The sequence below is a fragment of the Vibrio sp. RE88 genome, from assembly GCF_013113835.1.
In the GTDB taxonomy this organism is placed as follows: Bacteria; Pseudomonadota; Gammaproteobacteria; order Enterobacterales; family Vibrionaceae; genus Vibrio.
This window is the reverse complement of record NZ_VTYQ01000006.1, coordinates 71,699-95,199: the sequence shown is the minus strand read 5'-3', so window position 1 is coordinate 95,199 and position 23,501 is coordinate 71,699. Positions and strand designations below refer to the sequence as shown.

General features: G+C 45.4%; 23 protein-coding genes. 13 read left to right on the top strand and 10 right to left on the bottom strand.

The window, feature by feature from the left end; all coding sequences use genetic code 11:
• Window positions 1–15 precede the first annotated feature (15 nt).
• From F0265_RS15365 to F0265_RS15355, 3 genes are all read right to left on the bottom strand, one after another.
• Window positions 16–588, bottom strand: a complete 573-nt coding sequence (locus F0265_RS15365; protein ID WP_171749551.1) for a YceI family protein — start codon at window positions 586–588, stop codon at window positions 16–18.
• 182 nt (window positions 589–770) lie between these two features.
• Window positions 771–1,295 (bottom strand): hypothetical protein, encoded by a 525-nt coding sequence (locus F0265_RS15360; protein WP_171749550.1) that lies wholly within the window; start codon window positions 1,293–1,295, stop codon window positions 771–773.
• 204 nt (window positions 1,296–1,499) lie between these two features.
• The gene (locus F0265_RS15355; protein WP_171749549.1) at window positions 1,500–2,381 is read right to left on the bottom strand and encodes a LysR family transcriptional regulator; all 882 of its coding nucleotides are present in this window, start codon (window positions 2,379–2,381) and stop codon (window positions 1,500–1,502) included.
• A 136-nt stretch (window positions 2,382–2,517) separates the two neighbouring features.
• On the opposite strand from F0265_RS15355, the gene F0265_RS15350 reads away from it, so the two are divergent.
• Complete coding sequence (locus F0265_RS15350; RefSeq protein WP_171749548.1) at window positions 2,518–3,120, top strand: short chain dehydrogenase; 603 nt, start codon at window positions 2,518–2,520, stop codon at window positions 3,118–3,120.
• Between the two features lie 60 nt (window positions 3,121–3,180).
• On the opposite strand, the gene F0265_RS15345 is transcribed toward F0265_RS15350, so the two are convergent.
• A complete protein-coding gene (locus F0265_RS15345; RefSeq protein ID WP_171749547.1) occupies window positions 3,181–5,106 on the bottom strand; it encodes a sialidase family protein in 1,926 nt (641 codons plus the stop codon).
• A gap of 430 nt (window positions 5,107–5,536) precedes the next feature.
• Between F0265_RS15345 and F0265_RS15340 the strand changes: the two genes are divergently transcribed.
• Complete coding sequence (locus F0265_RS15340; protein ID WP_171749546.1) at window positions 5,537–6,088, top strand: cytochrome b; 552 nt, start codon at window positions 5,537–5,539, stop codon at window positions 6,086–6,088.
• Window positions 6,089–6,127: 39 nt separating this feature from the next.
• Here the strand turns inward: F0265_RS15340 and F0265_RS15335 are convergent, their stop codons facing one another.
• A complete protein-coding gene (locus F0265_RS15335) occupies window positions 6,128–7,018 on the bottom strand; it encodes a LysR family transcriptional regulator (protein WP_171749545.1) in 891 nt (296 codons plus the stop codon).
• A 163-nt stretch (window positions 7,019–7,181) separates the two neighbouring features.
• Here F0265_RS15335 and F0265_RS15330 point away from each other — a divergent pair, with 163 nt between their 5' ends.
• Window positions 7,182–7,643: a hypothetical protein gene (locus F0265_RS15330; protein ID WP_171749544.1), complete on the top strand. Its 462-nt coding sequence runs from the start codon at window positions 7,182–7,184 to the stop codon at window positions 7,641–7,643.
• Window positions 7,644–7,737: 94 nt separating this feature from the next.
• Here F0265_RS15330 and F0265_RS15325 read toward each other — a convergent pair whose 3' ends face one another.
• The gene (locus F0265_RS15325; RefSeq protein WP_171749543.1) at window positions 7,738–9,627 is read right to left on the bottom strand and encodes a methyl-accepting chemotaxis protein; all 1,890 of its coding nucleotides are present in this window, start codon (window positions 9,625–9,627) and stop codon (window positions 7,738–7,740) included.
• A 129-nt stretch (window positions 9,628–9,756) separates the two neighbouring features.
• A complete protein-coding gene (gene fdhD, locus F0265_RS15320; RefSeq protein WP_171749744.1) occupies window positions 9,757–10,536 on the bottom strand; it encodes a formate dehydrogenase accessory sulfurtransferase FdhD in 780 nt (259 codons plus the stop codon).
• 181 nt (window positions 10,537–10,717) lie between these two features.
• Between fdhD and F0265_RS15315 the strand changes: the two genes are divergently transcribed.
• The 10 genes from F0265_RS15315 (at window position 10,718) to cobB (ending at window position 20,298) form a co-directional block, all read left to right on the top strand.
• Window positions 10,718–11,182, top strand: a complete 465-nt coding sequence (locus tag F0265_RS15315; protein WP_171749542.1) for a DUF3305 domain-containing protein — start codon at window positions 10,718–10,720, stop codon at window positions 11,180–11,182.
• Window positions 11,172–11,651 (top strand): DUF3306 domain-containing protein, encoded by a 480-nt coding sequence (locus F0265_RS15310; RefSeq protein ID WP_171749541.1) that lies wholly within the window; start codon window positions 11,172–11,174, stop codon window positions 11,649–11,651. The genes F0265_RS15315 and F0265_RS15310 overlap by 11 nt, the downstream gene beginning before the upstream one ends.
• Before the next feature lie 182 nt (window positions 11,652–11,833).
• Window positions 11,834–13,495: a 4Fe-4S binding protein gene (locus F0265_RS15305; RefSeq protein WP_171749540.1), complete on the top strand. Its 1,662-nt coding sequence runs from the start codon at window positions 11,834–11,836 to the stop codon at window positions 13,493–13,495.
• Between the two features lie 3 nt (window positions 13,496–13,498).
• A complete protein-coding gene (locus F0265_RS15300; RefSeq protein WP_171749539.1) occupies window positions 13,499–14,137 on the top strand; it encodes a molecular chaperone TorD family protein in 639 nt (212 codons plus the stop codon).
• Between the two features lie 60 nt (window positions 14,138–14,197).
• A complete protein-coding gene (locus F0265_RS15295; protein WP_065740056.1) occupies window positions 14,198–14,398 on the top strand; it encodes a twin-arginine translocation signal domain-containing protein in 201 nt (66 codons plus the stop codon).
• 11 nt (window positions 14,399–14,409) lie between these two features.
• A complete protein-coding gene (locus F0265_RS15290) occupies window positions 14,410–17,265 on the top strand; it encodes a formate dehydrogenase subunit alpha (protein ID WP_171749538.1) in 2,856 nt (951 codons plus the stop codon).
• An 11-nt stretch (window positions 17,266–17,276) separates the two neighbouring features.
• On the top strand, window positions 17,277–17,885 hold the full coding sequence (gene fdh3B, locus F0265_RS15285) for a formate dehydrogenase FDH3 subunit beta (protein ID WP_006962293.1): 609 nt from the start codon (window positions 17,277–17,279) through the stop codon (window positions 17,883–17,885).
• 14 nt (window positions 17,886–17,899) lie between these two features.
• Entirely contained in the window at window positions 17,900–18,946 is a 1,047-nt protein-coding gene (locus F0265_RS15280) for a formate dehydrogenase subunit gamma (RefSeq protein WP_171749537.1), read from the top strand.
• Complete coding sequence (locus F0265_RS15275; RefSeq protein ID WP_021457232.1) at window positions 18,930–19,346, top strand: hypothetical protein; 417 nt, start codon at window positions 18,930–18,932, stop codon at window positions 19,344–19,346. Before F0265_RS15280 ends, F0265_RS15275 begins: the two co-directional genes overlap by 17 nt.
• Window positions 19,347–19,560: 214 nt before the next feature.
• On the top strand, window positions 19,561–20,298 hold the full coding sequence (gene cobB, locus F0265_RS15270; RefSeq protein WP_171749536.1) for a Sir2 family NAD+-dependent deacetylase: 738 nt from the start codon (window positions 19,561–19,563) through the stop codon (window positions 20,296–20,298).
• 1 nt (window position 20,299) lies between these two features.
• On the opposite strand, the gene F0265_RS15265 is transcribed toward cobB, so the two are convergent.
• The 3 genes from F0265_RS15265 to F0265_RS15255 all read right to left on the bottom strand — a co-directional run bounded on the left by F0265_RS15265 (window position 20,300) and on the right by F0265_RS15255 (window position 23,420).
• Window positions 20,300–21,094, bottom strand: a complete 795-nt coding sequence (locus tag F0265_RS15265) for a GGDEF domain-containing protein (RefSeq protein WP_171749535.1) — start codon at window positions 21,092–21,094, stop codon at window positions 20,300–20,302.
• 80 nt (window positions 21,095–21,174) lie between these two features.
• Window positions 21,175–22,212, bottom strand: coding sequence for an extracellular solute-binding protein (locus F0265_RS15260; protein WP_171749534.1), 1,038 nt, complete (start codon window positions 22,210–22,212; stop codon window positions 21,175–21,177).
• Window positions 22,213–22,385: 173 nt separating this feature from the next.
• Complete coding sequence (locus F0265_RS15255) at window positions 22,386–23,420, bottom strand: extracellular solute-binding protein (RefSeq protein ID WP_171749533.1); 1,035 nt, start codon at window positions 23,418–23,420, stop codon at window positions 22,386–22,388.
• Window positions 23,421–23,501: the final 81 nt, after the last annotated feature.

Sequence of the window (23,501 nt, the reverse complement as noted above, 5' to 3'; positions counted from 1 at the left end):
CTGCTCGTCAGTGAATTACTTCTTAAAGGTCAGGGTTAGGTTAAGCGGCACACGGTCTGAAATCTTAATACCACCGACTGTGGCAGCAAGGTTTGTTAGGTTTTCAGCAGGGATACCAAAATCAGAAGCACCGACAATAACTGGAGAAAGCGAACTCACCATTACGTGACCGTCTGATTTGAACGCTACGACTGGAAAATCAATGGTTTTGGTTTGTCCATAAAGGGTGACCTGCGCAGGCACTGTTAATTTCTGCGGTGCGTCAGATAATGATTGTGTATCAACATTACCGCTTACCGTTACCGCCGGAAACTTGGCTGATTCAAAGAACAGCTCGTTCAGGCGACTATCGCGAATTGGAATGCCTGTTTGGATACCTTTTAAATCAATCGACACTTCAAACTGACCACTACTGTCAAACGTGCCCGATAAAGTGTTAATTGTTGCAGGTTCCACAACAAACTGATTTTTAATCGTTGCGAAGCTGACGGAAGAGAGTGCGGGATCCAGTTGGTATTTATCTGCTGCAAATGAATGAGCAGACGATAGAGCCAGAGCAAGACTTATAACAGGTAGAACTTTTTTCATTATTGTAATCCTTTTAGATAAGTGTTCGGGTTCATAGTAATCCCAAAGGTGATAAGGCAATAATGAATTTATTCGATAGATTTTTATGCTTTTTTCGATGGAATATTGAGCAGGCGTATAAGGCCTAAAAGACAACAGCCTGATAGATAACTACCAGGCTGAAACAACTACTAAGTTATGAACTAGATACGATTCGATGTTTTTACGTAACCGTCACCACGGCTCCCCGTTGATTTGTTAAATACGATCCAGTGATAGTTGCCATTGGCCGGGTATGCAGTGATGCTTCTCATTGGCCCCGCCAGGATCGTTGTTCCCGTGTAATCGAACAGGTATAAATCCAGTGAGGCGTTTGACAGATTCGTCAAGCTTGCCGTTGCGGCTTTATTGGCACACTTTTGTTCAAAAGAATGCGCAATTGTGGCAGTTTGAGGCTGTAGATTTGTAAAGTAGTGGTTATTAGAAATGGTGATACGACAGCTGAAATTGTAGGCAGCGGCCATTTCCGCAAAACCTTTCTGTTTGATTTGCTGCTGTTCCTTTTGAGTGATATTGAGTTCAACGCTGTTGTTAGTGGTCTTTTTCGAATCCAGTTCAACCAATGGGTAGGCTACGCCATCCAGATAAACAACGGATGGAAGTTCGGAAGAAGCAAGTGCGTTAAAAGAAATTGCAGCAAGGGCGAGAGTGGTTGTTACGAGTTTCATGTTTTCATTCCTTTTTATTGTTCGAGAAAATATTAAATTGATTTCATATAATTCAAAAGAATGAAAAGGTATTGCTGTGATAATAAGATCAAAACTATGTAACTAATAATTATCACTTTTTAAGAATAATTGAACTGAGTTTTACTCAGGGGTGGTACATTATCTTGTCTAGCTCTAGACCAATGCGGTTTGGTGTACGAGTACTCAACGTTGGGCAAACTTTTCTCGAATTAATGGTGTCGCATACTCGAAGAACGCATGAACTTTCGCACTACGCCTCATGTCTGGGTGTGCCAGCAGCCATAGTTCACTGTCATATTGGCTCAAGTCCCTGTGTATAGGATGCAAGTTAGGGTGACCTTCGCACAAATAGCATGGCAGAGCGGCAATGCCGAAGCCCGAGACAGCAAATTCATAAACTCCCATCAATGAGTTTGAAATCGTTACTGGAGCATCAGCGTGTTTGAGTTGGTGAACGATCTTGTTCATCGATGACTGATTGAGGTTGTCGATCAGTCTTAACCAGCGAAAGTTCTCCGGTTCATTGTCAGCCATACTTTCGATACAGCTGTCACTGGCATAGGTAGCGTAAGATATTTCGGAGAGCTTCCGTCCAACCCAGTGTTCTGGTGGGTTTCGTGTTGGTCGTAAAGCGATGTCGGCTTCTCGCTGAACCAAATCCAAGTTTTTCGCACCAGTCAAAATACACAGTTCGACATCTGGATAGGCATATTGGAATCCTCTAAAGATATCCACCAGCGTATACATCAGAGAGTCTGTGGTCGTAATGGTGAGTTGGCCTTCGAGTCTGGAATTCTGACCGCCCAGCTCTCTGTGAATGCGGTCAACGCCTTCTCGTAGTTCTTGAGCGTAATGGAAAAATTTTTCTCCTTCAGCGGTCATGACATAGCCAGTCTGCAATCTCTCAAAGAGTGTGACGCCAAGTTTTAACTCGACGCCTTCGATACGGCGAAAGACGGTCGAGTGATTCACTCCCAGTTTTCTCGACGCAGCAGAGAGTGAGCCTGTCTCGCAAACGGCTAACACAAAAGGAATGTCATTCCAATCTAAGTCCTGTGCATTCATGCAAGCATCCTTTGCAATTATCTTCAATTTACGTGCACAGACTATCGAATTATATTTTCTTCATCAACTACGGTTTGCCAAGTAGCAGTCGGCAGCCGAAAGGTTTGAAACTTAATAATGGCTTAGGAGAGAAGATATGAAAATTTTGGTTATCGGCGCAACAGGCACCATTGGTAAAGCGGTTGTTGAACAGTTATCAACTCAACATGAGGTTATCCGTGCAGGTTACAAAGAAGGAGATGTTCAGGTTGATCTGTCTTCAAAGACGTCGATTGAGGAGCTATTTAATCGAGTAGGAACATTGGACGCTATTGTGAGTACAGCAGGGGCAGCTAACTTTGTTTCGTTAAACGAAGCTAAAGATGAAGACTTTCAACTTGCACTTGGCAATAAATTGATGGGACAAATCAATCTGGTGAGAGTAGGGCAGAAGTATTTGTCTGATGGCGGTTCAATCACTTTAACATCAGGTGTGCTATCGCATCAGCCAATGCCGGGTTCGGTCACATTGAGTATGGCTAACGGCGCTTTAGAGTCGTTTACCAAAGCGGCTGCGTTGGAAGTAGAGCGTGATGTTCGTATTAATGTTGTTAGCCCTGTCTTTGTTAAGGAAACCATGGAGATGATGGGTATGGATCCAACCTCTGGCCTTTCTGCTGACGACACCGCTAAAGCGTACGTCGCATCAATCGAAGGTAGTGCCAATGGAGAAACGTTAGACGTTTTAGATTTTGTGTAAGCCACTGTGACTATCTAATAAAGAGCCTCTCGTGAGGCTCTTTGCTTAACAAGGTTCGAGTTATTCGCTAAAGAAATCTTCGAAGTTGTTGTTTTCTGGGTTATCGAAGAAATCAGAGAAGTTGTAGTCCTTAAGGTTAGATAATGAGTATTTCTCAATGGTTTGCGAATCTAATCCATGCTCATAAACTTGGTAGCTATAAACCAATCCATTGAGAATGTTGTGATGGTCAGAGCCCGCAATGATAAGAGGGTTTGCGGATTGAATATCAACAGAGCTGGTCAGCGAGTCATAGAGTGGCGTAGTGGTAAGCTTCACACCGTCGAGATATAAACTCATTTGCTCGTTTCCATTGCTCGGTGAGCGATCAAACTTCGCTGTAATAGTATGTTTCGCGTCTTTCAGATTCTCAGAAAGGGTTGCTTGTACCCCGTATCGGTTTACTGCATCCGCAGCGCGAAACTTAAGTTTTCCGTCCTCAATGAATAGACCCCATCCAGCGTCTTGGGACAACGGGTTACCTTTTCGGGCTAAGAATTGAGTATCTTGCGTATTGGCGGTCTCAGCTAACGTAAAAGTAACATTAACGGTTAAATCTCCAGTTTGTGGATCGAGCCCAGTTTGATCTTCATCTGCTATCAGACCATCATTTGGCGAGCGTCCATCAGCGTAATGCTCCCTAACAACGGTTGGAATATATGCGTCTTTGGAGCCAGTGATTTTTTCAAGGTTGGCTTCTATATAGTAAATTCCATTGTGACCTGAGTTACCTTCTTCGTACAGAATACCTACCGTATTGTCGTTCGTTTTAACCAGATCACTGTATTGCGACTCGCTACTGTTGTAGCGATAGGAGTGACTCCATGTTTTCCCTTCGTCATAGCTGACTCGAATGGTCCCTTTTACACGGCTTGATGTATCGGCTGGATTAGAGAACAACAGTCGTGACACACCGGTTTCTCCTTTATCTGACGAAAATCGCAGAACGGAAGATTGAACGCGAGGTGTGATCAACGCAGGATCGTAACCGATATTACGCCAATAATTGCTGCTCCCTTCTTCTGGTATATGGTCATACTCTGTTCCCATCCAGTTTTCACCATAGTCCTTACTGTATGTCACAGCACGATAAGCGCCAATAGAGCGATGGTTGTTTCTCATATTCATGTATATCCAACCATTATCGAGCTGTTCTGCCATCACTTCATTGGTATCTGGGCCTACGATGTCATTCAGAGAGAAGGTGTCTGTTGTAGGATCGAGTGTAATCGCGTGTGAATAATAGCGATATTCTCCATCGGGTAACCCGTGTTTGTATTCAGCATGGTTGGCGGGGAAGAACAGTTTACCGTTATCCAAACGCAGTGCGTGGCCAGGCGTCATTGCATACCATGCCCATAAGCCATTCTCATAGGAACTATTAGCAGCATAAGGATGGACGGTGGCATCAAGGTTAGCTGGCTGTGAAGCAAAATCTGTCCATGATTCACCATTATCTGAGCTGCGAATGTAATAGACAGAGGCTCGGTAGCGGTTGTTGTTTTGATTGATGCTGCTTTCGCTGACGGCATCATCACTGTCTGGGTTTTGAGCGTCATAATTGACGTTATACACTAAGTGAACATTGCCCGATTCATCGACAACAGGAGCTGGGTTGCGTGTCACTTTGCCACCGTGATCTGCCACAATTTTAACGGGTCCCCATTGTCCTGATTGATCGCGCTTTCGCATGACAATATCAATATTTTCATCATGATCTGAGCAGCTGTGCTCACGGCCTTCTGCAAACGCAAGCAACTCGCCATTATTCAGTTTGACGATAGCGGGTATTCTATAACAGGCGTAGTTGGGAACATTAGCGGCAGGGTTGTTCATCCCATTCTCAAACACCCACTGTTCTTCCTGCTCTTCTTGACCAATTCCGTTTCCTGCTAATGCCGTGAAACTGAGCCCTAGCGTAGCAACACACACAATCTTTGTTCTCATGTTTATTCCTTGTTATTGAATAGGTTCACTGTATGTGAACGATTTAAGTAATAAGAAAATAGCCCCTTCTGATATACCTGTTATACCAGCTAGATCGAGATAATCTTATCGTGATGGATCTTTCATTGGTTTTCTCAAAGCAAAATGCACTTGGATGAATAACACTATACCTGTTATACCAGTCGGACTTGTGTATTGATCACAAATATTGAACAAGAAGTGAGCAGGGAAGTGATTGTGTGATCTTGCTGTAAAGATCTTATTAGTTGAGGGCAGGCAGAGTGTTAGCTCGATCGCCTTGGTTGCATTGGCCGCGTTACGCAAGGCTGTGAATGGCTAATCGATTTGCCCTGGTAGGTGTTCATGTTTCATTCACGTAGTAAATAGTAGTTTGTTCCTGTTGCTAGTTATCATTAGCGGAGAAAGGAAAATGGATACCAAAGAAAAACTATCATCGATTACCATCACACTTCACTGGGTCGTAGGTGTATTAATGCTCTATATGGTGATGTCAGGCCTATTTATGGAAGACATCGGAATTCAATGGCTGTTTGATTCTCATACCTCGTTTGGTGTGGCAATCTTATTGGTCGTCATTCCTAGAGTTATCTGGCGGTACTCTAATGGCTGGCCAGAGCATGTAGGAGACTACACACAGTTTGAAAAAATAAGTGGTAAGGCAGTGCATTGGGCACTTCTGATTGCGACCTTACTTATGCCGTTATCAGGCATGATGATGGCGATTGGCGGCGGGCATGGCTTACACTTTTTCAGTTTAGATCTTTTAGCAGCCACGCCAGACCCAGCTAATCCAGGAGAAAGTCTGGTTATTTATCCGCTTCTTGATGATATTGGGGATACTATCCACTCCTTCATCGGCGAAACACTCTTACCTGCTGCGATCGTTCTTCATATTGTCGGAGCACTCAAGCATCACTTAATCGACAAAGACAAAACGCTGCTGCGAATGCTAGGTCGATAACTGCAAAATTGCGACGCCGTGCATATGTCTCGCGCGGCGTTATTTTTTAGGTGAGTAAGCTTGGTTTAATTCCTGCCAAAAGTGATTCGCAACAGGGCCGTTGGCACGGTTTCGACGACGAAACATGAACAGCTGTGCGTTAGAGTAGGTAGCGATGCCTTCTACACTAATAGGTATCAACAATCCGCTCTCAAGCTCCCGGTCTATCAAATGTTGAGGCATTCTTCCCCAACCAAGCTTAGCTAGAATCAGTTCTTTTTTGGTCGCGAAGTCATTGACCCTCCATGAGTCCGTATTTGGCGCAACATGGATGGAAGCTTTATCAACGCTTCTTGAGCTATCACGTACGATGATCTGCGAATAGTGATTCGCGTCTTCGAGAGAAATCTCAGCCTTTGAGTCTTCAGAAAAGTAGTCGGGCGCGGCAATATTGATGAAGGTAACCTCGGATATTGGTACTTTTTCATAGGTTGTGTCTAAGCCAAAGTCAGGTCCGAAAGCTAAATCAGCGCGTCCTTCATCGATGGACTCAGTTACACCGTTTAGCACTTCTGTCGACACGGTAAATTGAGTGTGAGGAAAGCTGTCGCTGATGGTTTTTATGCTGCCAAGTAATGGTGGTAAAGGAAACACAGCGCTAATAACTATGTTGAATGCTGGCTCAACCCCTTTACCAAGCTGCCGACCCATCCTATCTAAGTGTGAAAAATGTTCCATCGTCTTCTTGGCACTTAGGTAAAACTGATGACCTGCATGAGTGAGCTTAGGTCGATACTCATCCCTGCTAAATAACAGAATATCGAATTCATGCTCCAACGAAGCAACAGATGCGCTGACGGCAGCTTGAGTTTTGAAGATAGCCTGAGCGGCTTTACGAAAGCTCCCTTGTTCGACAACAGCAAGAAAGGCTTTGAGTTGTTCATTCGTCATAAACACCACTTTTAGGTAAACATGATAACTTTAAGTATTCATGTTGAATATAATTATTCGTTATCTATTTATCGTCAACGATTTTATAGTTTTCCCATCAACAAGCGACGCTCTAGAAGCAGTGAGTCGCTTGTTAAATTGAAAACTCATAAAGGGGAGAGTGATGATGAAGATGTCGACGAGTTTTAAAGTTTCATCTGTACTATGGGCTGTTTGGGGTGTGTTCCATTTTTTCATGGGTGCCGCACTTATCTATCTGTTCTCGCTAGGTGAGCAGGCATTGACCATTGAGGCTATAACTAAAGACCCAATGATGGTTGGAATGCTGACCGAGTATACGCCTATAGTGACAGCAACGCTCAAACAACATTCCTGGAACTTAGCTTGGTTCGGTTTAGTAACCACGGTAGGTAGCGTGTACGTTTGGAAAGGGAATGTAACCGCGATGTTTATCTGCGCATTGGTCGGAGGTTTAGCTGACCTAGGGTATTTTGTCTTTGTTGATCTAGAAGGTTTAGCACCTCCAGTGGGTACTTTAATGACGTTCTTTAGTGGTGGCGCGATCTTGTTTGGTCTCTATGGCTATTTGAACAGAAACAAAGCCCTAGCGAATGCACAAGTGTAAAGAAGATCCGTAAAGTCGAATTGGTGAGCTTGGCGCACAAAAAAGGTCGTATCATTTTCATTGCCCAAATGATACGACCAAAGCTATCAATCGATTAATATTTGAAGTTAGCGACAATTTGCTCCAGTTTATGGCTAACACCTGACACTTGTTCACTACAACGAACTGAGCCAGCAACAATCTGGTGTGTATCGCTTGCCAAATGCGCAATCTCAGTGATGTTGCGGTCTATCTCCGCAGATACCATAGATTGTTCTTCAGAAGCGGTCGCGATTTGCGTATTCATGTCTGACATTTCGCTGATACGTAATGTCATCGCGTCAATCGCACTGACCACTTCCTTGGTGCTGGTATTGGTGTGGTGCGCCTGCTCTAAGCTTGAAGACATTTTCGTAACGGTCTGTTGTATACCGGATGTCAGAGTCTGAATGGTTGTTTCAATTTGATGGGTAGAGTTGTTCGTCATCAACGAAAGCTGTCTGACTTCATCGGCTACGACAGCAAAACCTCGTCCGTTTTCGCCCGCCCTAGCGGCTTCTATTGCAGCATTCAAAGCAAGCAGGTTTGTTTGTTCTGCAATTCCTTGGATGGTCGCGATGACCTGATTAATCTCTTTGCTCTGTTCAGCTAGATCCTCGATTAAGGCTTGGGACTCTTCAATATTCGTCGAAAGAGTCTGAATACTGTCACTGGTTGAGTGGGTGACATTCAGCGCGCCGTCGGCTTCATGTTTCATGCTCTCGGCGTTCTGCGCGGCAGATTCGATATTGGCCGTAATCTCGTTGCTGGTCATTACCAGCTCATTGACGGCTGTAGCAACCGATTCTGACTGAATCTTTTGCTGCTCAGCATTGTTCATACTTTTAACGGCGGCATGCTCCGAGCTGCATGAGCTTTCACTTAATACTGACATCACATCGGCCAACTCCTTAATGTGGCCATGCAGTTGGGAGATGAATCGGTCAAAAGAGTTAGCAAGCTGAGCGAGTTCATCATCACCTTTCGCATTCATGCGCACTGTAAGGTCACCATCTCCGCTGGCAATGTTTTTCATAAGCACGTTGATGGCTTGAATGCGGCTTAAGATGCTTTTACCGATGAGGAACAACATACTAGAAAGTAAGGCAACAATTGCTCCACCAATTAAGAAAAGCTGGCTTTTGATGTCGGCGGATTTTTGAGAAATGACTTGGCTTATCTCAGTTTGAAGTCCATTGATGGCCTGTTCAGTATTGTGAACGTTCGATCTTAACGCACCTCTAAGCCCTTCGCTGGAAGTCAGCCCTAGAATTTCACACGCTTCGACTAATTTTTCTGCGCTGCGTCGGTAGTCAGTAAACACAGGTTGAAGTTCTTGAGGGACATGTTCACTCGCTGAGAATTTATCGAGAGCGGCGAGGAGAGATGCGCTGGTTTCTTTATTGGTATTAGCGAGATACCTATAATCTGCTTCCATCAGTTCAAGCAGCTCCACCTCCAAAGCAAAACTGTCTTTGTCGGCCGCGGCTGCCTTTAATGCTTTTCTAGAGTTCTCCAGTTCTGAGACGAAATTGGAAGAAACATCGACGCCTTCAATCGCGTTGACTTGATTCACCAATTGGTGGAACTGAATTTGATACTGGTTGAGAGTGGAGACAATAGTGGAAGTACGGTCTTCCATATGAAGGTTATGGGACTTTAAAATGATAGCAAGCTCGGATAAGCGCTGAGAAAGTTCCTCGAACGTTTTGTCGAACCGTTGGGGGTACTTCATATCTTTACGCGCAAGAAAATCCTTTTCGTGACGACGTAACATAAGCAGATCGACGGAGCTTTGTAAGTTGTTTATGGCTGCATGCTCTAAAGATTCGAAACTGTTAAAGCTGGCTTGTTCGTAATAGGCGTACAAGCCGACACTAACGAGTAAAGTCAAATTGATGAGAATTAACTTGGCACGAATGGAAAAAGAAAAAGCAAACCGCTCTGTATTCGGTGAGCCGTTCATGGACACCTCCCTGTAGCCTAATGACGTTGAATATCCGCTAAAATTATGTGCTTCATGACAATATTATTAATGCGAATATAAAACTAATAGCACTAGAGAGGTGTTTTTCAAGTTAGCCGACTATAAATGTCATTTCATATCACCTTTTACGTCAAATTCGATTTTTTCTGCTCCAGTGAAAACCTGAAATCTCAGCCCTTTAGCCCTTGCTATCGTCGTAATTCCAAACTTTTGGGCGAGATCTAACCCCATTTGGGTAACACCTGAGCGTGAAAGTAATACTGGAATACCCATCTGAGCTACTTTTATGACCATTTCCGACGTGAGTCGACCCGTTGTGTAAAAGATTTTGTCGTCACCGCTTTGATTCTCTAACCACATTTCTCCGGCCAGCGTATCAACGGCATTGTGTCGGCCGACGTCTTCCACAAAAGACAACACTTCATTGTGTCGGCAGATGGCGCAACCATGAACTGCACCGGCTTTTTTGTAGGTGTCGTTGTAGTGGGTGAGCGCCTCAAGTGCAGAGTAAATCTCGGATTGCTTGAGTTTCACTTGTGGTACCTGATAGTTCTCGAGCTGCTTCATGACATTGCCGTACATGGTGCCCTGACCACAGCCTGAAGTAACGGTTTTCTTTTTTAGTGCACTTTCAAGATGCTCAGTGTTTTCTTTCGTGATAACCGCTGCGCTATGGGTTTCCCAATCAATGATGACTGACTCAAGTGACTCTGGGTCTGAGAGAAAGCTTTGGTTTTTTAGGTATCCAAGCACAAGAGACTCAGGGCGCGATCCTAATGTCATCAGTGTGACGACTTCTTTCCAGTTAAGCATCACAGTTAGAGGGCGTTCACAGGCGATCTGTTTGACAATTTTTTCACCATATTCATCGCAGACTTCTACTTCCATGGTCTGCAGCGGATTCTCACTGGTTCGGATGATGTTAGGTTTCACTACAAGGTTTCCTGCTTCTGATCGTTTGTGGTTATGAAGGAGTAAGCAAATACCGTTCCCGTCATGTAATCCAACCACAGACCTTAGGTACAGTTATTGCTAGAAAGCAACAAAATGAATATTTGAGCGGATAAATATGTCAAAACAAGAAATCGTCGGTGCTCAGCTAGAGAAATCTGAGTCTGTATGGTCCATAAATTGTGACCTTAAGTCCCACGAAATCTCAACAGGAATATGGTCAACAACGCAGTGGCAACTGCTCGGGTTTGATCTTCAACCTGACCGTCACAGCGAAAATACAACGACGCTACAGCTACATAGAGATGAAAGAACAGATTACCGCTTCAACCTGAGTTCTCAACAGCCAAAGCTTTTTTTGATCATGGATGCTGTGGACAGTGAAGAACAACCTCATATCGTTTCACTGACGGCTTCGCAGAGTGCGGCTGGCCAGTATATGGATGGTGATTATCTGGTGTTATCTAATGAAATGCCATTGCCTGTTCAAGCTTGGATTGAGGCGTACATTGGTCGTCATGGTGAACTGCTTGAAGTAAGACGTAAAAAGCGTAAAGGAGCGGGGCGTTCAAGTGGCAAGTAGCTTTATATCGCGTTGGTCTAAACGCAAGCTTGATGGAGAGCAGGACCAGAACGCTTCGCTCTCTGAGCTGCCTTCGGAAGAAGTGGTAGAGCAAGCCGAAGGTGACGATGGGTCTACAGACAACGAGTTAGAACAAGACTCTGAAGAGACGAGTGTGGCAGCGTTATTGGTCTCTGAAGCCGAATCAGCTGTAAAGAAAGCGGCGTTGAGAAAGCTGTTCTTATCCGGTGAGTTCAGTGAGGTCGACCGACTCAATGACTATGATCACGACTATAAAGCGGTGAAGAGTTTATCCACCGACGTGGCCGCCAAGCTTCGGGAGTGGGTGAATCAAGATCACGAGCAAGAACAATCCAATGACGTGGAGTCTGATAGTTCAGATGTTGAACAGCCTTTGAATACAGAAAGTGATTTAAGTGCTGAAACCGATGTCGATGAGATGGGACAAAATATACCACACAAAAAATAGGTACATTTTGACTAAACAATCAATTACGAGGGTGGGACAAAATGTCTCACCCTTTTTTTATTCGGTTTTCTAGTAAGAAGAATAATTGTAACTGGCTGATAATTAACGATATTAAAATTGGTATAGCAATTGCTAATGAACGAATAAAACAAAATTCATGTTCTTAATGCTGGAACAGAGCAATGCTAAAACAACTATTACAACAATCTCAGTCAGCGAATGGTAAAGCGCGTCTTTATGCGTTTGAGAATACCGTTGAACTGACAAACCTCATTCCTCCCACGGTCAGTTATGAGAGTGGGGGACATACACTCATCATCGGGCCGACTTCAATTATTGAAAGCGCCGCAGAGCAGTTGTCTCAAATGGGAAGCATAACACTGCTATCTACTGATGGTGAGCCTGGCAGCCATGGCAATATTTACTACGCCAATCAGGTTCAAGTCTCAGGGTTTCTTGGCGCATTTGATGTGCATACACAAAACCACGGCTTGAGCAGCAATCTGGCTCAGGTCGCCATCAACCAACAATGCTTCGATATCGTATTAGATCTTTGCCTTAACAGCTGTATGGGTGAAGAGGTACCTGTTCCGGGCTACTTCCCTGTAGGCAGAGGTTATCCAAAGCTTGCGGATGCTCTGGAAGAGATCCCAAACTTAATGGGGACGTTCGATAAACCGAAGTTTTTTCGATTGGATACCGATCTCTGCGCGCATAGCTCGCGAGGGGTTAAAGGCTGTGAGCGCTGTGTTGACGCTTGCCCCGCAGGTGCTTTGTCTAGTGAAGGGAGTGACAAAACGGGTCATCGCATCGAAATCAACCCGTATTTGTGTCAGGGCGTAGGTACGTGTGCAACGGCTTGCCCGACAGAAGCTATCCACTATGCATTGCCGAACCCTCAAGAGACTCAGAAATTTATTGAGCGTACTTTGGCGAATTATCACCAAGCTGGAGGAGTTGCTCCGATTGTACTGATATGCAGTGAGCGTCACGAAAACTTTAACGTTATGGCGCTAAATGTGTTGCCGGACTACGTTGTTCCTATTGTGGTTGAAGATCTTCCGTCGGTAGGTATCGACTCTTGGTTTGCAGCTTTGGTCAATGGAGCAACACAAGTGTTGTTTGCCGCAAGCAAGCGTATGCCAGCGACGATATTACGCGTTTTGCAAAATGAAGTTGCCACAGCGCAGGAGTTACTGTCTCAAATCGGCATTGAACGAGACATTATCGATATTCTCTACATGGAATCGCTAAGTGAGAGTCGCCCACAATTGCGTGTTGACTCGTTTGATTTATCACTCGGTGATTTACAAGGCAATAAAAGGCAGCGACTTTTTACCGCTCTTGATTCGCTCGCCCAGACTCGAACGCCTATTGAAACTCTTGTTGAGCTTCCTGCTAATGCGCCTTACGGCAATATCTCTTGCGAAAGTAAAGACTGCACATTGTGCATGAGTTGTGTTGCGGTTTGTCCAACCAGAGCACTTCATACCGACGGCCAATCACCATCGCTGAAATTTGTTGAGCAAGACTGTGTTCAATGTGGGCTATGTACCAAAGCCTGCCCTGAAAACGCTCTCACTATGACGCCTCGAATGAACTGGGATGCGGCTGCTCGGCAGTCAGCTACGACGATTCACGAAGAAAAGGCGGCGGAATGTATACGCTGCCATAAACCTTTCGCGCCTCAATCTATGATCGATATGCTTCAGAATAAGTTACGCGGTCACTCTTACTTTAATGATGACAGTGCGCTCAACCGTATCGCGATGTGTGAGGACTGCCGAGTCATCGATATGTTTGAAGCGATGGCTGACGATCCAACCAAACAGCTGAACTATTAGGAGATGAAAGTGGAAGAACAACTTACTTTAAGAGCTGACATCTACTTGATGTTATCAGCGTTGTATCGCCAATGTCCTACTGTGGATTTAGTGCAATTTTTGGCTGATTTGGAAATTGAAAACGCGCCTAGTGACATGCAGTCGGCATGGCAGGCTCTCAAGCAGGCGGCACTCGATGTAAATGCCTCAGAACTTGAAGACGAGTATCACGAACTGTTTATTGGTATAGGCCGTGGCGAAGTCGTTCCGTTTGCATCGTGGCATCGTACTGGTTCTTTGATGGAGAAGCCGCTTGCCAACATCCGCCATGATCTGAAGTTGTTAGGTCTGGAGAGAGAAGACAGCATCAAAGAACCAGAAGACCATATTTCAGCCTTGTGTGAAGTGATGGCGGTGCTTGTACGCGAGCAGGATTCTCATCAACAACATTTCTTCAATACTCACATTTCGCCTTGGTTCACCTCTTTTGTTCATCAGGTTAAGCGGGCTCAGCACGCACGTTTTTACCTTTCTGTGGCTCAGCTATGCGAAGCGTTCTTAACACTAGAACAGGTGCGGTTCAGCGCAAAGGTGAAGGGCGGTAAAACTCATTCAAGAGTTGATGTGAAAAACGCCGCTGAATACGAGCAGACTCAGCGATAAAGCATTCACGTCGAGAAGAGAGACAACAGTCTCCAGATACCTTATTGGTAAGGAAGCAAAATGAAAGACAATAAAGATGTTAATACCAGCCGTCGAGACCTTTTAAAGGGGCTGACTACCGCTGCTGTTGCCGGGGCTGTCGTTGCAGGAACAGCCAATGCTGCGACAGCGGCTGAAGTTGTACAGCCGGAGAAAGAGAACGCGAAATCAAAAGGTTATCGTGAAACCCAACATATTCGTGATTACTACGACACGCTGTAAGGAGCAGAGCAATGAAATTAACCAAACGCTCAGACAGCGTGAGCAAAGAACGGAACCCGCTTGGCGTATCACGTCGTGCATTCATGAGAAACTCTTCCTTGGCGGCGGGTGGCGCTGTGGTAGGCGCTGGATTGTTTGCTCCAGGGATGATCAGAAAAGCAGAAGCAAAGTCTGTGGATCCTCAAGCGAAAACCGAAGTTAAGCGGACGATTTGTTCTCACTGTTCTGTCGGTTGTGGTATTTACGCTGAAGTTCAAGATGGGGTTTGGACAGGTCAGGAGCCTGCATTCGACCACCCGTTTAACGCTGGCGGGCATTGCGCTAAAGGCGCAGCTTTGCGTGAACACGGCCACGGTGAACGTCGTTTGAAATACCCGATGAAACTGGAAGGTGGTAAGTGGAAGAAGCTTTCTTGGGATCAGGCTATCGAAGAAATTGGCGATAAGATTCTGGATATCCGAAAAGACTCAGGTCCAGATTCTGTCTACTGGCTAGGCAGTGCGAAGCACAGCAATGAACAGGCTTACATGTTCCGCAAAATGGCTTCATTGTGGGGAACAAACAATGTCGACCATCAGGCGCGTATTTGTCACTCGACCACGGTTGCCGGGGTAGCGAACACTTGGGGTTACGGAGCGATGACCAACTCGTTCAATGACATGCACAACTGCAAATCGATGCTGTTCATTGGTTCTAACCCCGCAGAGGCTCACCCTGTAGCGATGCAGCACATCTTAATCGCCAAAGAAAAGAACAACTGTAAGATCGTTGTCGCAGACCCACGCCGAACACGCACTGCTGCGAAATCTGACCATTATGTGTCACTTCGACCAGGATCAGATGTAGCGTTTATCTGGGGTATCCTTTGGCATGTGTTTGCCAATCAATGGGAAGACAAAGAATTCATTCGTCAGCGCGTTTTTGGTATGGATGAAATCCGTCAGGAAGTCGCTAAATGGACGCCAGCAGAAGTAGAGCGTGTGACGGGAGTGACTGAAGCGGATGTATACCAAACCGCGAAGCTGCTTTCTGAAAATCGACCGGGTTGTGTTGTCTGGTGTATGGGCGGTACTCAGCATACGACAGGGAACAACAATACGCGTGCATATTGTGTGTTGGAACTCGCATTAGGCAACATGGGTAAATCCGGCGGTGGTGCAAACATTTTCCGTGGTCACGACAATGTTCAGGGCGCAACCGACCTTGGGGTTTTGTCGCATACTTTGCCCGGCTATTACGGCTTGTCAGATGGTGCCTGGAAGCACTGGTCGAAAGTGTGGGGGCTCGATCACGAATGGGTTCAGAAGCGTTTCGATCAAAATGAATACCGCGGCAAAAAGCCAATGAACAACATGGGGATTCCTGTTTCGCGATGGATTGATGGTGTTCTTGAAAACAAAGACAACATCGAGCAAAAGGATAATATCCGCGCAATGTTTTACTGGGGACACGCAGTGAACTCTCAGACTCGTGGTGTTGAAATGCGCACTGCGATGAAGAAACTGGAGATGATGGTCATTGTTGACCCTTACCCAACGGTAGCTGCGGTCATGAACGATCGCACCGATGGCGTGTACCTTCTTCCCGCGACTACGCAGTTCGAAACTCACGGCAGTGTGACAGCATCAAACCGTTCAATTCAGTGGCGAGACAAAGTCGTAGAACCACTTTTCGATTCCAAACCTGACCACGAAATCATGTATCTGCTGACCAAGAAACTCGGGTTTGCTGAGCAGCTATTTAAAAACGTCAAAGTCGAAAACAACCAGCCTGTCATCGAAGATATCACGCGCGAATTTAACCGCGGGATGTGGACTATCGGATATACCGGCCAAAGCCCAGAGCGTTTGAAGTCTCATCAGCAAAACTGGCACACCTTCCATAAAACCTCGTTGGAGGCAGAAGGCGGCCCAGCACATGGTGATACTTATGGACTTCCTTGGCCGTGTTGGGGCACCCCAGAAATGAAACACCCAGGGACACATATTCTCTATGATACCTCCAAACCAGTTGCGGAGGGAGGTGGTAACTTCCGTGCAAGATATGGTGTTGAGTATGAAGGCCACAATCTTCTGGCGGAAGACAGCTACTCAAAAGGCAGTGAGATTGAAGACGGCTACCCGGAATTCAGCGATAAGTTGTTAAAATCTCTGGGGTGGTGGGATGACCTAACCGCTGAAGAAAAAGCCGCGGCAGAAGGCAAAAACTGGAAGACAGATTTGTCTGGAGGCATTCAGCGGGTTGCGATTAAGCACGGATGTATTCCTTTTGGTAACGCGAAAGCTCGTGCCATCGTCTGGACATTCCCTGACCGCGTACCTTTACACCGTGAGCCGTTGTATACGCCACGTCGAGATTTAGTGGAGGATTATCCGACTTGGGATGACAGTGAGTCTATCTACCGACTTCCAACCATGTACAAATCAATTCAGGATCAGGATAAATCTGGCGAGTATCCGATCATCCTGACTTCAGGTCGCTTGGTCGAATATGAAGGCGGCGGTGAAGAGACCCGTTCAAACCCTTGGCTTGCTGAACTCCAACAAGAAATGTTTGTTGAGGTGAACCCGAAAGATGCTAATGATCTTGGTTTCCGCGACGGAGACATGGTTTGGGTTGAAGGTGCCGAGAAAGGCCGTATTCACGTCAAAGCGATGGTGACACGTCGAGTGAAGCCGGGCATGGCATTTATCCCATTCCACTTTGGTGGCAAGTTCCAGGGTGAAGATTTACGAGATAAATACCCAGAAGGGACGGACCCTTACGTCATTGGTGATTCCGCCAATATTGCCACTACCTATGGCTACGATCCTGTCACTCAGATGCAGGAAACCAAAGTCACCCTCTGTAACATTCGTAAAGCGTAAGGAGTTAACCAATGGCTAGAATGAAATTCCTATGTGATACCAAGCGCTGCATCGAATGTAACGGCTGTGTCACTGCGTGTAAGAACGAAAATGATGATGCGCTTGAGTGGGGCATTCAGCGTCGTCGCGTGGTCACACTAAATGATGGTGAACCGGGCGAGAACTCAATTTCAGTAGCGTGCATGCACTGTACTGATGCACCTTGTATGGCGGTGTGCCCGGCAGACTGCTTTGAACACACCGAAGATGGCATTGTGCTTCATAACAAAGATCTTTGTATCGGTTGTGGTTACTGTTTGTTTGCCTGTCCTTTTGGTGCACCTCAGTTTCCTAAGCAGGAAGCGTTTGGCGAGCGTGGAAAAATGGACAAATGCACTTTCTGTGCTGGTGGCCCTGAAACCGAAGCAGGGTCAGTGGAAGAGCGTCAGAAGTACGGTGCAAACCGCATTGCTGAAGGTAAGCTGCCTATGTGTGCGTCTTTGTGTTCAACGAAAGCTTTGCTAGCGGGTGATGCAGAGAAAGTCTCGGACATTTTCCGTCAACGTGTAGTTGAGCGTGGCGCGAAGGGCGCAGGCTGGACGAACGGTAATGACCTGTCTTACGACGCCACCAAAAGCTAACGTTGGAGATGGTCATGTTTTCAATGTTTAAACGTGCATCTCTTTTAATGCTGTCGATCATGGCAGCATTAATGTTTGCTTTTTCATTGCCTGCTCAGGCAGAGCAAAAAGAAGCTGATGTTGCACAACGAGAAATGTCTCAATTGGCTGGCGCGGACTTCTGGCGTCAGGTTCGTCAGGGAGAAGAGGGCTACACTACTTCTCAATTCCCAGAGCATGGGATGCTGATCAGTGCTCCCGGCCAGACTTGGTACATTCTCAAAGAAAAGTGGATGTCTCCGGCAGGCGCAGTCGCCATCTTTGGCAGTATTGCGTTCGTGACACTGATGTACATCGTGATTGGCCCTCTGATGCTCAGTGCGCCAAGAACAGGTAAAAAAATCAAGCGTTGGTCTCGATTTGATCGAGCATTGCACTGGAGTATGGCGTTTACGTTCTTAACATTAGCCTTTAGTGGATTGATGTTGGTTTACGGTAAACACTTCCTTAAGCCGTACATTCCATCAGAGTTGTGGGGTTTCATCATTATGTTGGCCAAGCAATACCACAACTACATTGGGCCAATCTTCTATGTGCTGCTGATTTGCGTACTAGTGAAATGGTGGCGCAAGTCGATCTTCAAGAAAGTCGACCTTGTTTGGTTTGTGAAGTTGGGTGGCATGGTCGGTAAACACAAGGGCTCTCATCCTTCTGCTGAGTTTTCCAATGCAGGTGAAAAGGCTCTGTTCTGGCTACTTATCGTAGTTGGAACCGCGGTTGCGCTGAGTGGCTTAGTTCTGGACTTCCCGATCTTCGGACAAACGCGACGTGATATGGAGATGTCGAATCTCGTCCATATGGTTGCTGCTCAGATCCTGATTTGTGGCTTTATTTTCCATATCTACATTGGTTTGTTTGGAATGGAAGGCGCACTGGAAGGCATGGTGACGGGCGAAGTCGATGAAACTTGGGCAAAAGAACATCATGACCTGTGGTACGAGGAAATGAAGGCGAAAGAGCACCAAGGAGCTTCGGAGCTTGATAGCGTAAAAGGAGTGCAAACCAATGAACAAACCTCATAAAGGAATTTGGATAGCGTACATCCTAAGTATTTTTACGCCACTTACTTGCTTGATTTCAGGTGTTGTAGCGATTGTCTATGCGGGTTACAGGCTGGATAAAGGTCAGGATGGAGAAGTAATTGATTCACACTATTATGGTTTGATTCGTACTTTCTTTCTCAATCTGATCTATTTCGTTGTTCTTATCATCACTGTCGCAACGTCTAATGGGGTTTTGAAAGGCGTGAATGATTACTGGTATCAGAACCATATTATTGATGATATCGCTTACTACATTCCCTATGTAGGTATGCTCTTTGGGGCAATAGCGATTGCTGTCTGGTTTGTACGTATGTATCAAGGTATGACCAAACTACGGGCGAATCAGCCGTTTTCATTCAATAAAGGACCGAACCTTTAAACCCAATATCGCCCTAAGGTTTCAGGGCGATATCTTTCTGGTGAAGATAAAATATACGGTGTATTTCAACGCGACCTTCGGGTCGCGTTTTTGTGTAACTTCACATAAATGCAGTTGATCTTGAACAGGTGCGACTATGGTCTAATTCCAATAGCTTCTGAAGCTTACCTCTAAGTGCTAAGCTAGCAAAAAGCATAAGAGAAAGGAATGTCGTATGAAATTTCCGTATCGAAACGTCGTTATACTTACTGGTGCAGGTATCTCGGCTGAGTCAGGGATTCAAACTTTTAGAGCTCAGGATGGTTTATGGGAAGATCACCGTATTGAGGATGTCGCAACGCCCGAGGGGTTTGAGCGTAACCCAGATCTCGTGCAAGACTTCTACAATCAGCGCCGTTTAAAATTACAGGAAGAGGGTATAGTGCCCAATGCCGCGCATCTCGCTTTGGGTCGTCTTGAAAAAGAACTCGAGGGCACAGTAACCATCATCACACAGAATATCGATAACCTTCATGAGCGTGGTGGTAGTGTGAATGTAATTCATATGCATGGAGAGCTACTGAAAGCACGATGTAGTGAGTCCAATCAGGTTGTTGAAGAGAAGGGTGAAGTTAACACCGGTGACTTGTGTCATTGTTGTCAGATTCCTTCTCAGATGCGTCCTCACGTTGTCTGGTTCGGGGAAATGCCTTTACGAATGGGTGATATCTACGAATCATTAGAAAAAGCCGATTTGTTTATCTCGATTGGCACGTCTGGGGTCGTATATCCAGCTGCAGGTTTTGTGCACGATGCTAAAATGCATGGCGCGCATACGCTTGAAATCAACCTTGAACCTAGTGCGGTTGAGAGCGAGTTTGAAGAAAAACGCTATGGCAAGGCCAGTGTCGAAGTACCTAAATTGGTCGAAGAGATACTAGCGTTGCAAGAGCCAGACGTTAAACACGCTTAACTCATTCACTCTCAGCGCGTTTGCGTTGAGAGTTTTTCATTTCATACATAGCTTTATCGGTCTTTATCAGGTTCTCTTTTAAGGTTTCAGGTGTAGAAGCTTCAATGCCGTAACTAAACAAGACTTGCTCCTCAATCAGATCTTGTTTGATTCTATCGATGAAGGCTTCACCTTCTCCCGGGCCAACCACAATCACAAACTCATCTCCGCCGATGCGAAACGCTTTATCCGTTGGATTTACCGATGCATTGACTGCTTGTGCGAAGCGGATAATGGTTAAATCGCCACTGGCGTGCCCGTGAGTGTCGTTGATTTGTTTTAGGCCGTCTAAATCTATGTAAATTAAATCGAACTGCTGGCGAGCGATAGAGAAGAGTTTTTTGCGGTTAAACAATCCCGTTAGCTCATCGGTGTAAGCATGTTCACCCATTTGGCGAAAAAGCTGGGTGACGCCGAATGCAATTAGCAGGTAAGCAATTTGAATCCCACCATCTTCGATCAAAGTATGAGTAAATTCGTTGTTGTCGGTCCATTGGTCTAAAACGGGGATTTCCGTCAAAATATCATAGGCTTGATTGAAAACGAGCAGTATTAGCCCCCATTTTAGGAAGGTATTGCTACGGTACAGCTCCCGAGAGATGGAATAGATAAATAGAAGAACGAATAAAGTATTCGCCTCGAAAAGAAGGTCACTATAAGACTCAGGGTTGGTTTGATAGCTGATTGTCGTAACCAGTATCGCAAGCCCGGAAAGCACGCAGAAGCCAGTCAGGAATCTTTTGTACCTTACAATCATAGCGTCCTCTATCCATGAGAAAACAAATAAAGCGGCCGGAGCCGCTTTATAAAGTATATAACTGAAAACGAGTTTACGTTTTAGTTGTCGACTTTTAGCTTTTGGAAGTACTCGTCGTAAAGAACACTAGCTTCGCCGACTTCGTCTTGCCAAGTACCGCTGTCCATCACTTCTTGAGGTGGGAAGATGCTTGGATCGTTTGCAAATTCTTCCGGTAGCAGTTTATGAGCGGTCGCGACTGGAGTCGGGTAACCGATTTCAAGAGCGATCTTCGCTGCATTCTCTGGGCGTAGAAGGAAGTCGATCATCTTATGAGCTGCATCCACATTCTTCGCTTCTGCTGGAATCGCTAGGCTATCCATCCAGAAGATGGTGCCTTTTTCGGGCCAGATAATATCAATCGAAGCACCTTCTTGGCGTGCCATGTAAGCAGAGCCGTTCCACAGCATGCCTAGAGACACTTCACCAGCTAAGTATGGGTTTGCTGGGAAGTCTGAGTTGAACACCAATACATTTGGCATCAGCTTCTTCAGTTCTTCGTAGGCTGCTTTAATTTCGTCTGGGTTCGTCGTATTTGGTGAGTAACCCAGTTTAGTCAATGCAATATGGAAAACTTCACGTGAGTCATCCATTAGCATCAACTGACCTTCCCATTTGCTGTCCCAGAAGTCATCCCATTTGGTGACGGAAGACTTGTCCAGCATGTCGGAGTTAATACCAATACCAGTCGCACCCCAGATATAAGGGATAGAATAATTGTTGTTCGGGTCGAAAGGCTTGTTCAGGAAGTTCGTATCAAGGTCAGCGAAATGCGACAGTTTTTTCTTATCGATTTCTTGCAGCATACCTTCTTTACGCATCTTAGAAACGAAGTAAGTAGACGGTACTACTAAATCGTAACCCGCTCCTTGAGTCTTAAGCTTGGCGTACATGCTTTCATTTGACTCGTAGGTAGAGTAAATAACCTTGATTCCAGTTTCTTTCGTAAAGTCTTCAAGAACTTCGTTTGGAATGTATTCAGACCAGTTGTAGAAGTAGAGTTCTTGATCAGCAGCCATTGCAGGTGAAGCGATTAAAGTCGCTGCACAAAGTGCACTTGCATAGAATTTACTTTTCATTCTTTTTCCGTTTTGTTTTTGCTGAATCAGTAAACCGTCAGCCCTGACGATGTTTGGAGATAAAGCCGTGAGTAAGGATGTTTATCGTAACGACAAACCATACAGAAAAGAATTATATCAGCCAATAACGAAAATAGGCAGCTAATGCTGCCTATTTCGAAGAAAATGAATGCTTATTGACCCGCTTTCAGCTTCATGAAGTAATCTTCGTATTTCACTGTCAGATCGCCAACAGCATCTTGCCATTCAACACGGTCTAGATCTTCTTGAGAAGGGAAGAGCGGGGCAACATCTTTAAACTTCGCGTTCGACGCTTCAACGGCGGTTAGGTAGCCAGTGTCACGAGAGATTTGCTCAGCTATTTCAGATCTTAGAAGGAAATCGATCATCTTATGCGCTGCATCTACATTTACTGCACCGGATGAAATCGCAAAGTTATCCACCCAACCAATTCCTCCCTCTTTAGGGAATACCAGTTTAAGGTTCATACCTTCACTTTGAGCCGCCGCCGCACTACCATTCCACAGCATGCCTACGCCGACTTCGCCTGACATATAGGGTGCACCCGGATTATCAGAGTTAAACACTAGTACGTTAGGCATTAATTTTTGCAGCTCAGCGTAAGCTTCATCGATTTGCTTCGGATTGGTTGAGTTACCCGAATAACCCAGTTTGCGTAGTGCAATATGGAACACTTCACGCGTGTCATCCATCAGCATGACCTGACCTTCAAGCTCTGGATTCCACAAATCTGCCCAGCTCTGAAAATCGTTCGGGTCATACATATCGGCGTTAACCGCTAGGCCGGTTATCGCAACTACGTGAGGGATAGAGTAGTCATTGTTAGGGTCATAAGGTTTATCCAGATAGTTTTTGTCCAGATTATTAAAGTTGCTTAGCTTCGATTTATCGATTTTTTGCAGCATACCTTCATCGCGCATTTTGGCGACGAAATACGTCGAAGGTACAACCAAATCGTAACCTTGATTGTGTGTCTTTAGCTTGGCGTATAAGGTTTCATTTGACTCATAAGTCGAGTAGATAACCTTAATACCTGTCTCCTTGGTAAATTGTTCCAGAAGGCTGCTACTGATGTATGGCCCCCAGTTCATAAATACCAATTCTTTGTTTTCATCGGCGAGCACTGAACCTGAGAACAGTGAAAGCGCGCATGCACTACCAGCTAAAAAAGTAGCCCATTTTTTCATTGACGTTAGCTCCAAACCAAACGTTGCCGAATGCTCTTGAGTAATCGCGTGAGCATAAGCGGCGGTCGATAGAAAAACAGA

Coding starts and splice junctions, on each gene's coding strand:
- F0265_RS15365 (WP_171749551.1), bottom strand. CDS start 588: ATGAAAAAAGTTCTACCTGTTATAAGTCTTGCTCTGGCTCTATCGTCT.
- cobB (WP_171749536.1), top strand. CDS start 19,561: ATGAAATTTCCGTATCGAAACGTCGTTATACTTACTGGTGCAGGTATC.
- F0265_RS15280 (WP_171749537.1), top strand. CDS start 17,900: ATGTTTTCAATGTTTAAACGTGCATCTCTTTTAATGCTGTCGATCATG.
- F0265_RS15255 (WP_171749533.1), bottom strand. CDS start 23,420: ATGAAAAAATGGGCTACTTTTTTAGCTGGTAGTGCATGCGCGCTTTCA.
- F0265_RS15325 (WP_171749543.1), bottom strand. CDS start 9,627: ATGAACGGCTCACCGAATACAGAGCGGTTTGCTTTTTCTTTTTCCATT.
- F0265_RS15330 (WP_171749544.1), top strand. CDS start 7,182: ATGATGAAGATGTCGACGAGTTTTAAAGTTTCATCTGTACTATGGGCT.
- F0265_RS15360 (WP_171749550.1), bottom strand. CDS start 1,295: ATGAAACTCGTAACAACCACTCTCGCCCTTGCTGCAATTTCTTTTAAC.
- F0265_RS15295 (WP_065740056.1), top strand. CDS start 14,198: ATGAAAGACAATAAAGATGTTAATACCAGCCGTCGAGACCTTTTAAAG.
- F0265_RS15290 (WP_171749538.1), top strand. CDS start 14,410: ATGAAATTAACCAAACGCTCAGACAGCGTGAGCAAAGAACGGAACCCG.
- F0265_RS15265 (WP_171749535.1), bottom strand. CDS start 21,094: ATGATTGTAAGGTACAAAAGATTCCTGACTGGCTTCTGCGTGCTTTCC.
- F0265_RS15315 (WP_171749542.1), top strand. CDS start 10,718: ATGTCAAAACAAGAAATCGTCGGTGCTCAGCTAGAGAAATCTGAGTCT.
- F0265_RS15275 (WP_021457232.1), top strand. CDS start 18,930: ATGAACAAACCTCATAAAGGAATTTGGATAGCGTACATCCTAAGTATT.
- F0265_RS15345 (WP_171749547.1), bottom strand. CDS start 5,106: ATGAGAACAAAGATTGTGTGTGTTGCTACGCTAGGGCTCAGTTTCACG.
- fdhD (WP_171749744.1), bottom strand. CDS start 10,536: ATGGAAGTAGAAGTCTGCGATGAATATGGTGAAAAAATTGTCAAACAG.
- fdh3B (WP_006962293.1), top strand. CDS start 17,277: ATGGCTAGAATGAAATTCCTATGTGATACCAAGCGCTGCATCGAATGT.
- F0265_RS15300 (WP_171749539.1), top strand. CDS start 13,499: ATGAAAGTGGAAGAACAACTTACTTTAAGAGCTGACATCTACTTGATG.
- F0265_RS15350 (WP_171749548.1), top strand. CDS start 2,518: ATGAAAATTTTGGTTATCGGCGCAACAGGCACCATTGGTAAAGCGGTT.
- F0265_RS15355 (WP_171749549.1), bottom strand. CDS start 2,381: ATGAATGCACAGGACTTAGATTGGAATGACATTCCTTTTGTGTTAGCC.
- F0265_RS15335 (WP_171749545.1), bottom strand. CDS start 7,018: ATGACGAATGAACAACTCAAAGCCTTTCTTGCTGTTGTCGAACAAGGG.
- F0265_RS15260 (WP_171749534.1), bottom strand. CDS start 22,212: ATGAAAAGTAAATTCTATGCAAGTGCACTTTGTGCAGCGACTTTAATC.
- F0265_RS15340 (WP_171749546.1), top strand. CDS start 5,537: ATGGATACCAAAGAAAAACTATCATCGATTACCATCACACTTCACTGG.
- F0265_RS15305 (WP_171749540.1), top strand. CDS start 11,834: ATGCTAAAACAACTATTACAACAATCTCAGTCAGCGAATGGTAAAGCG.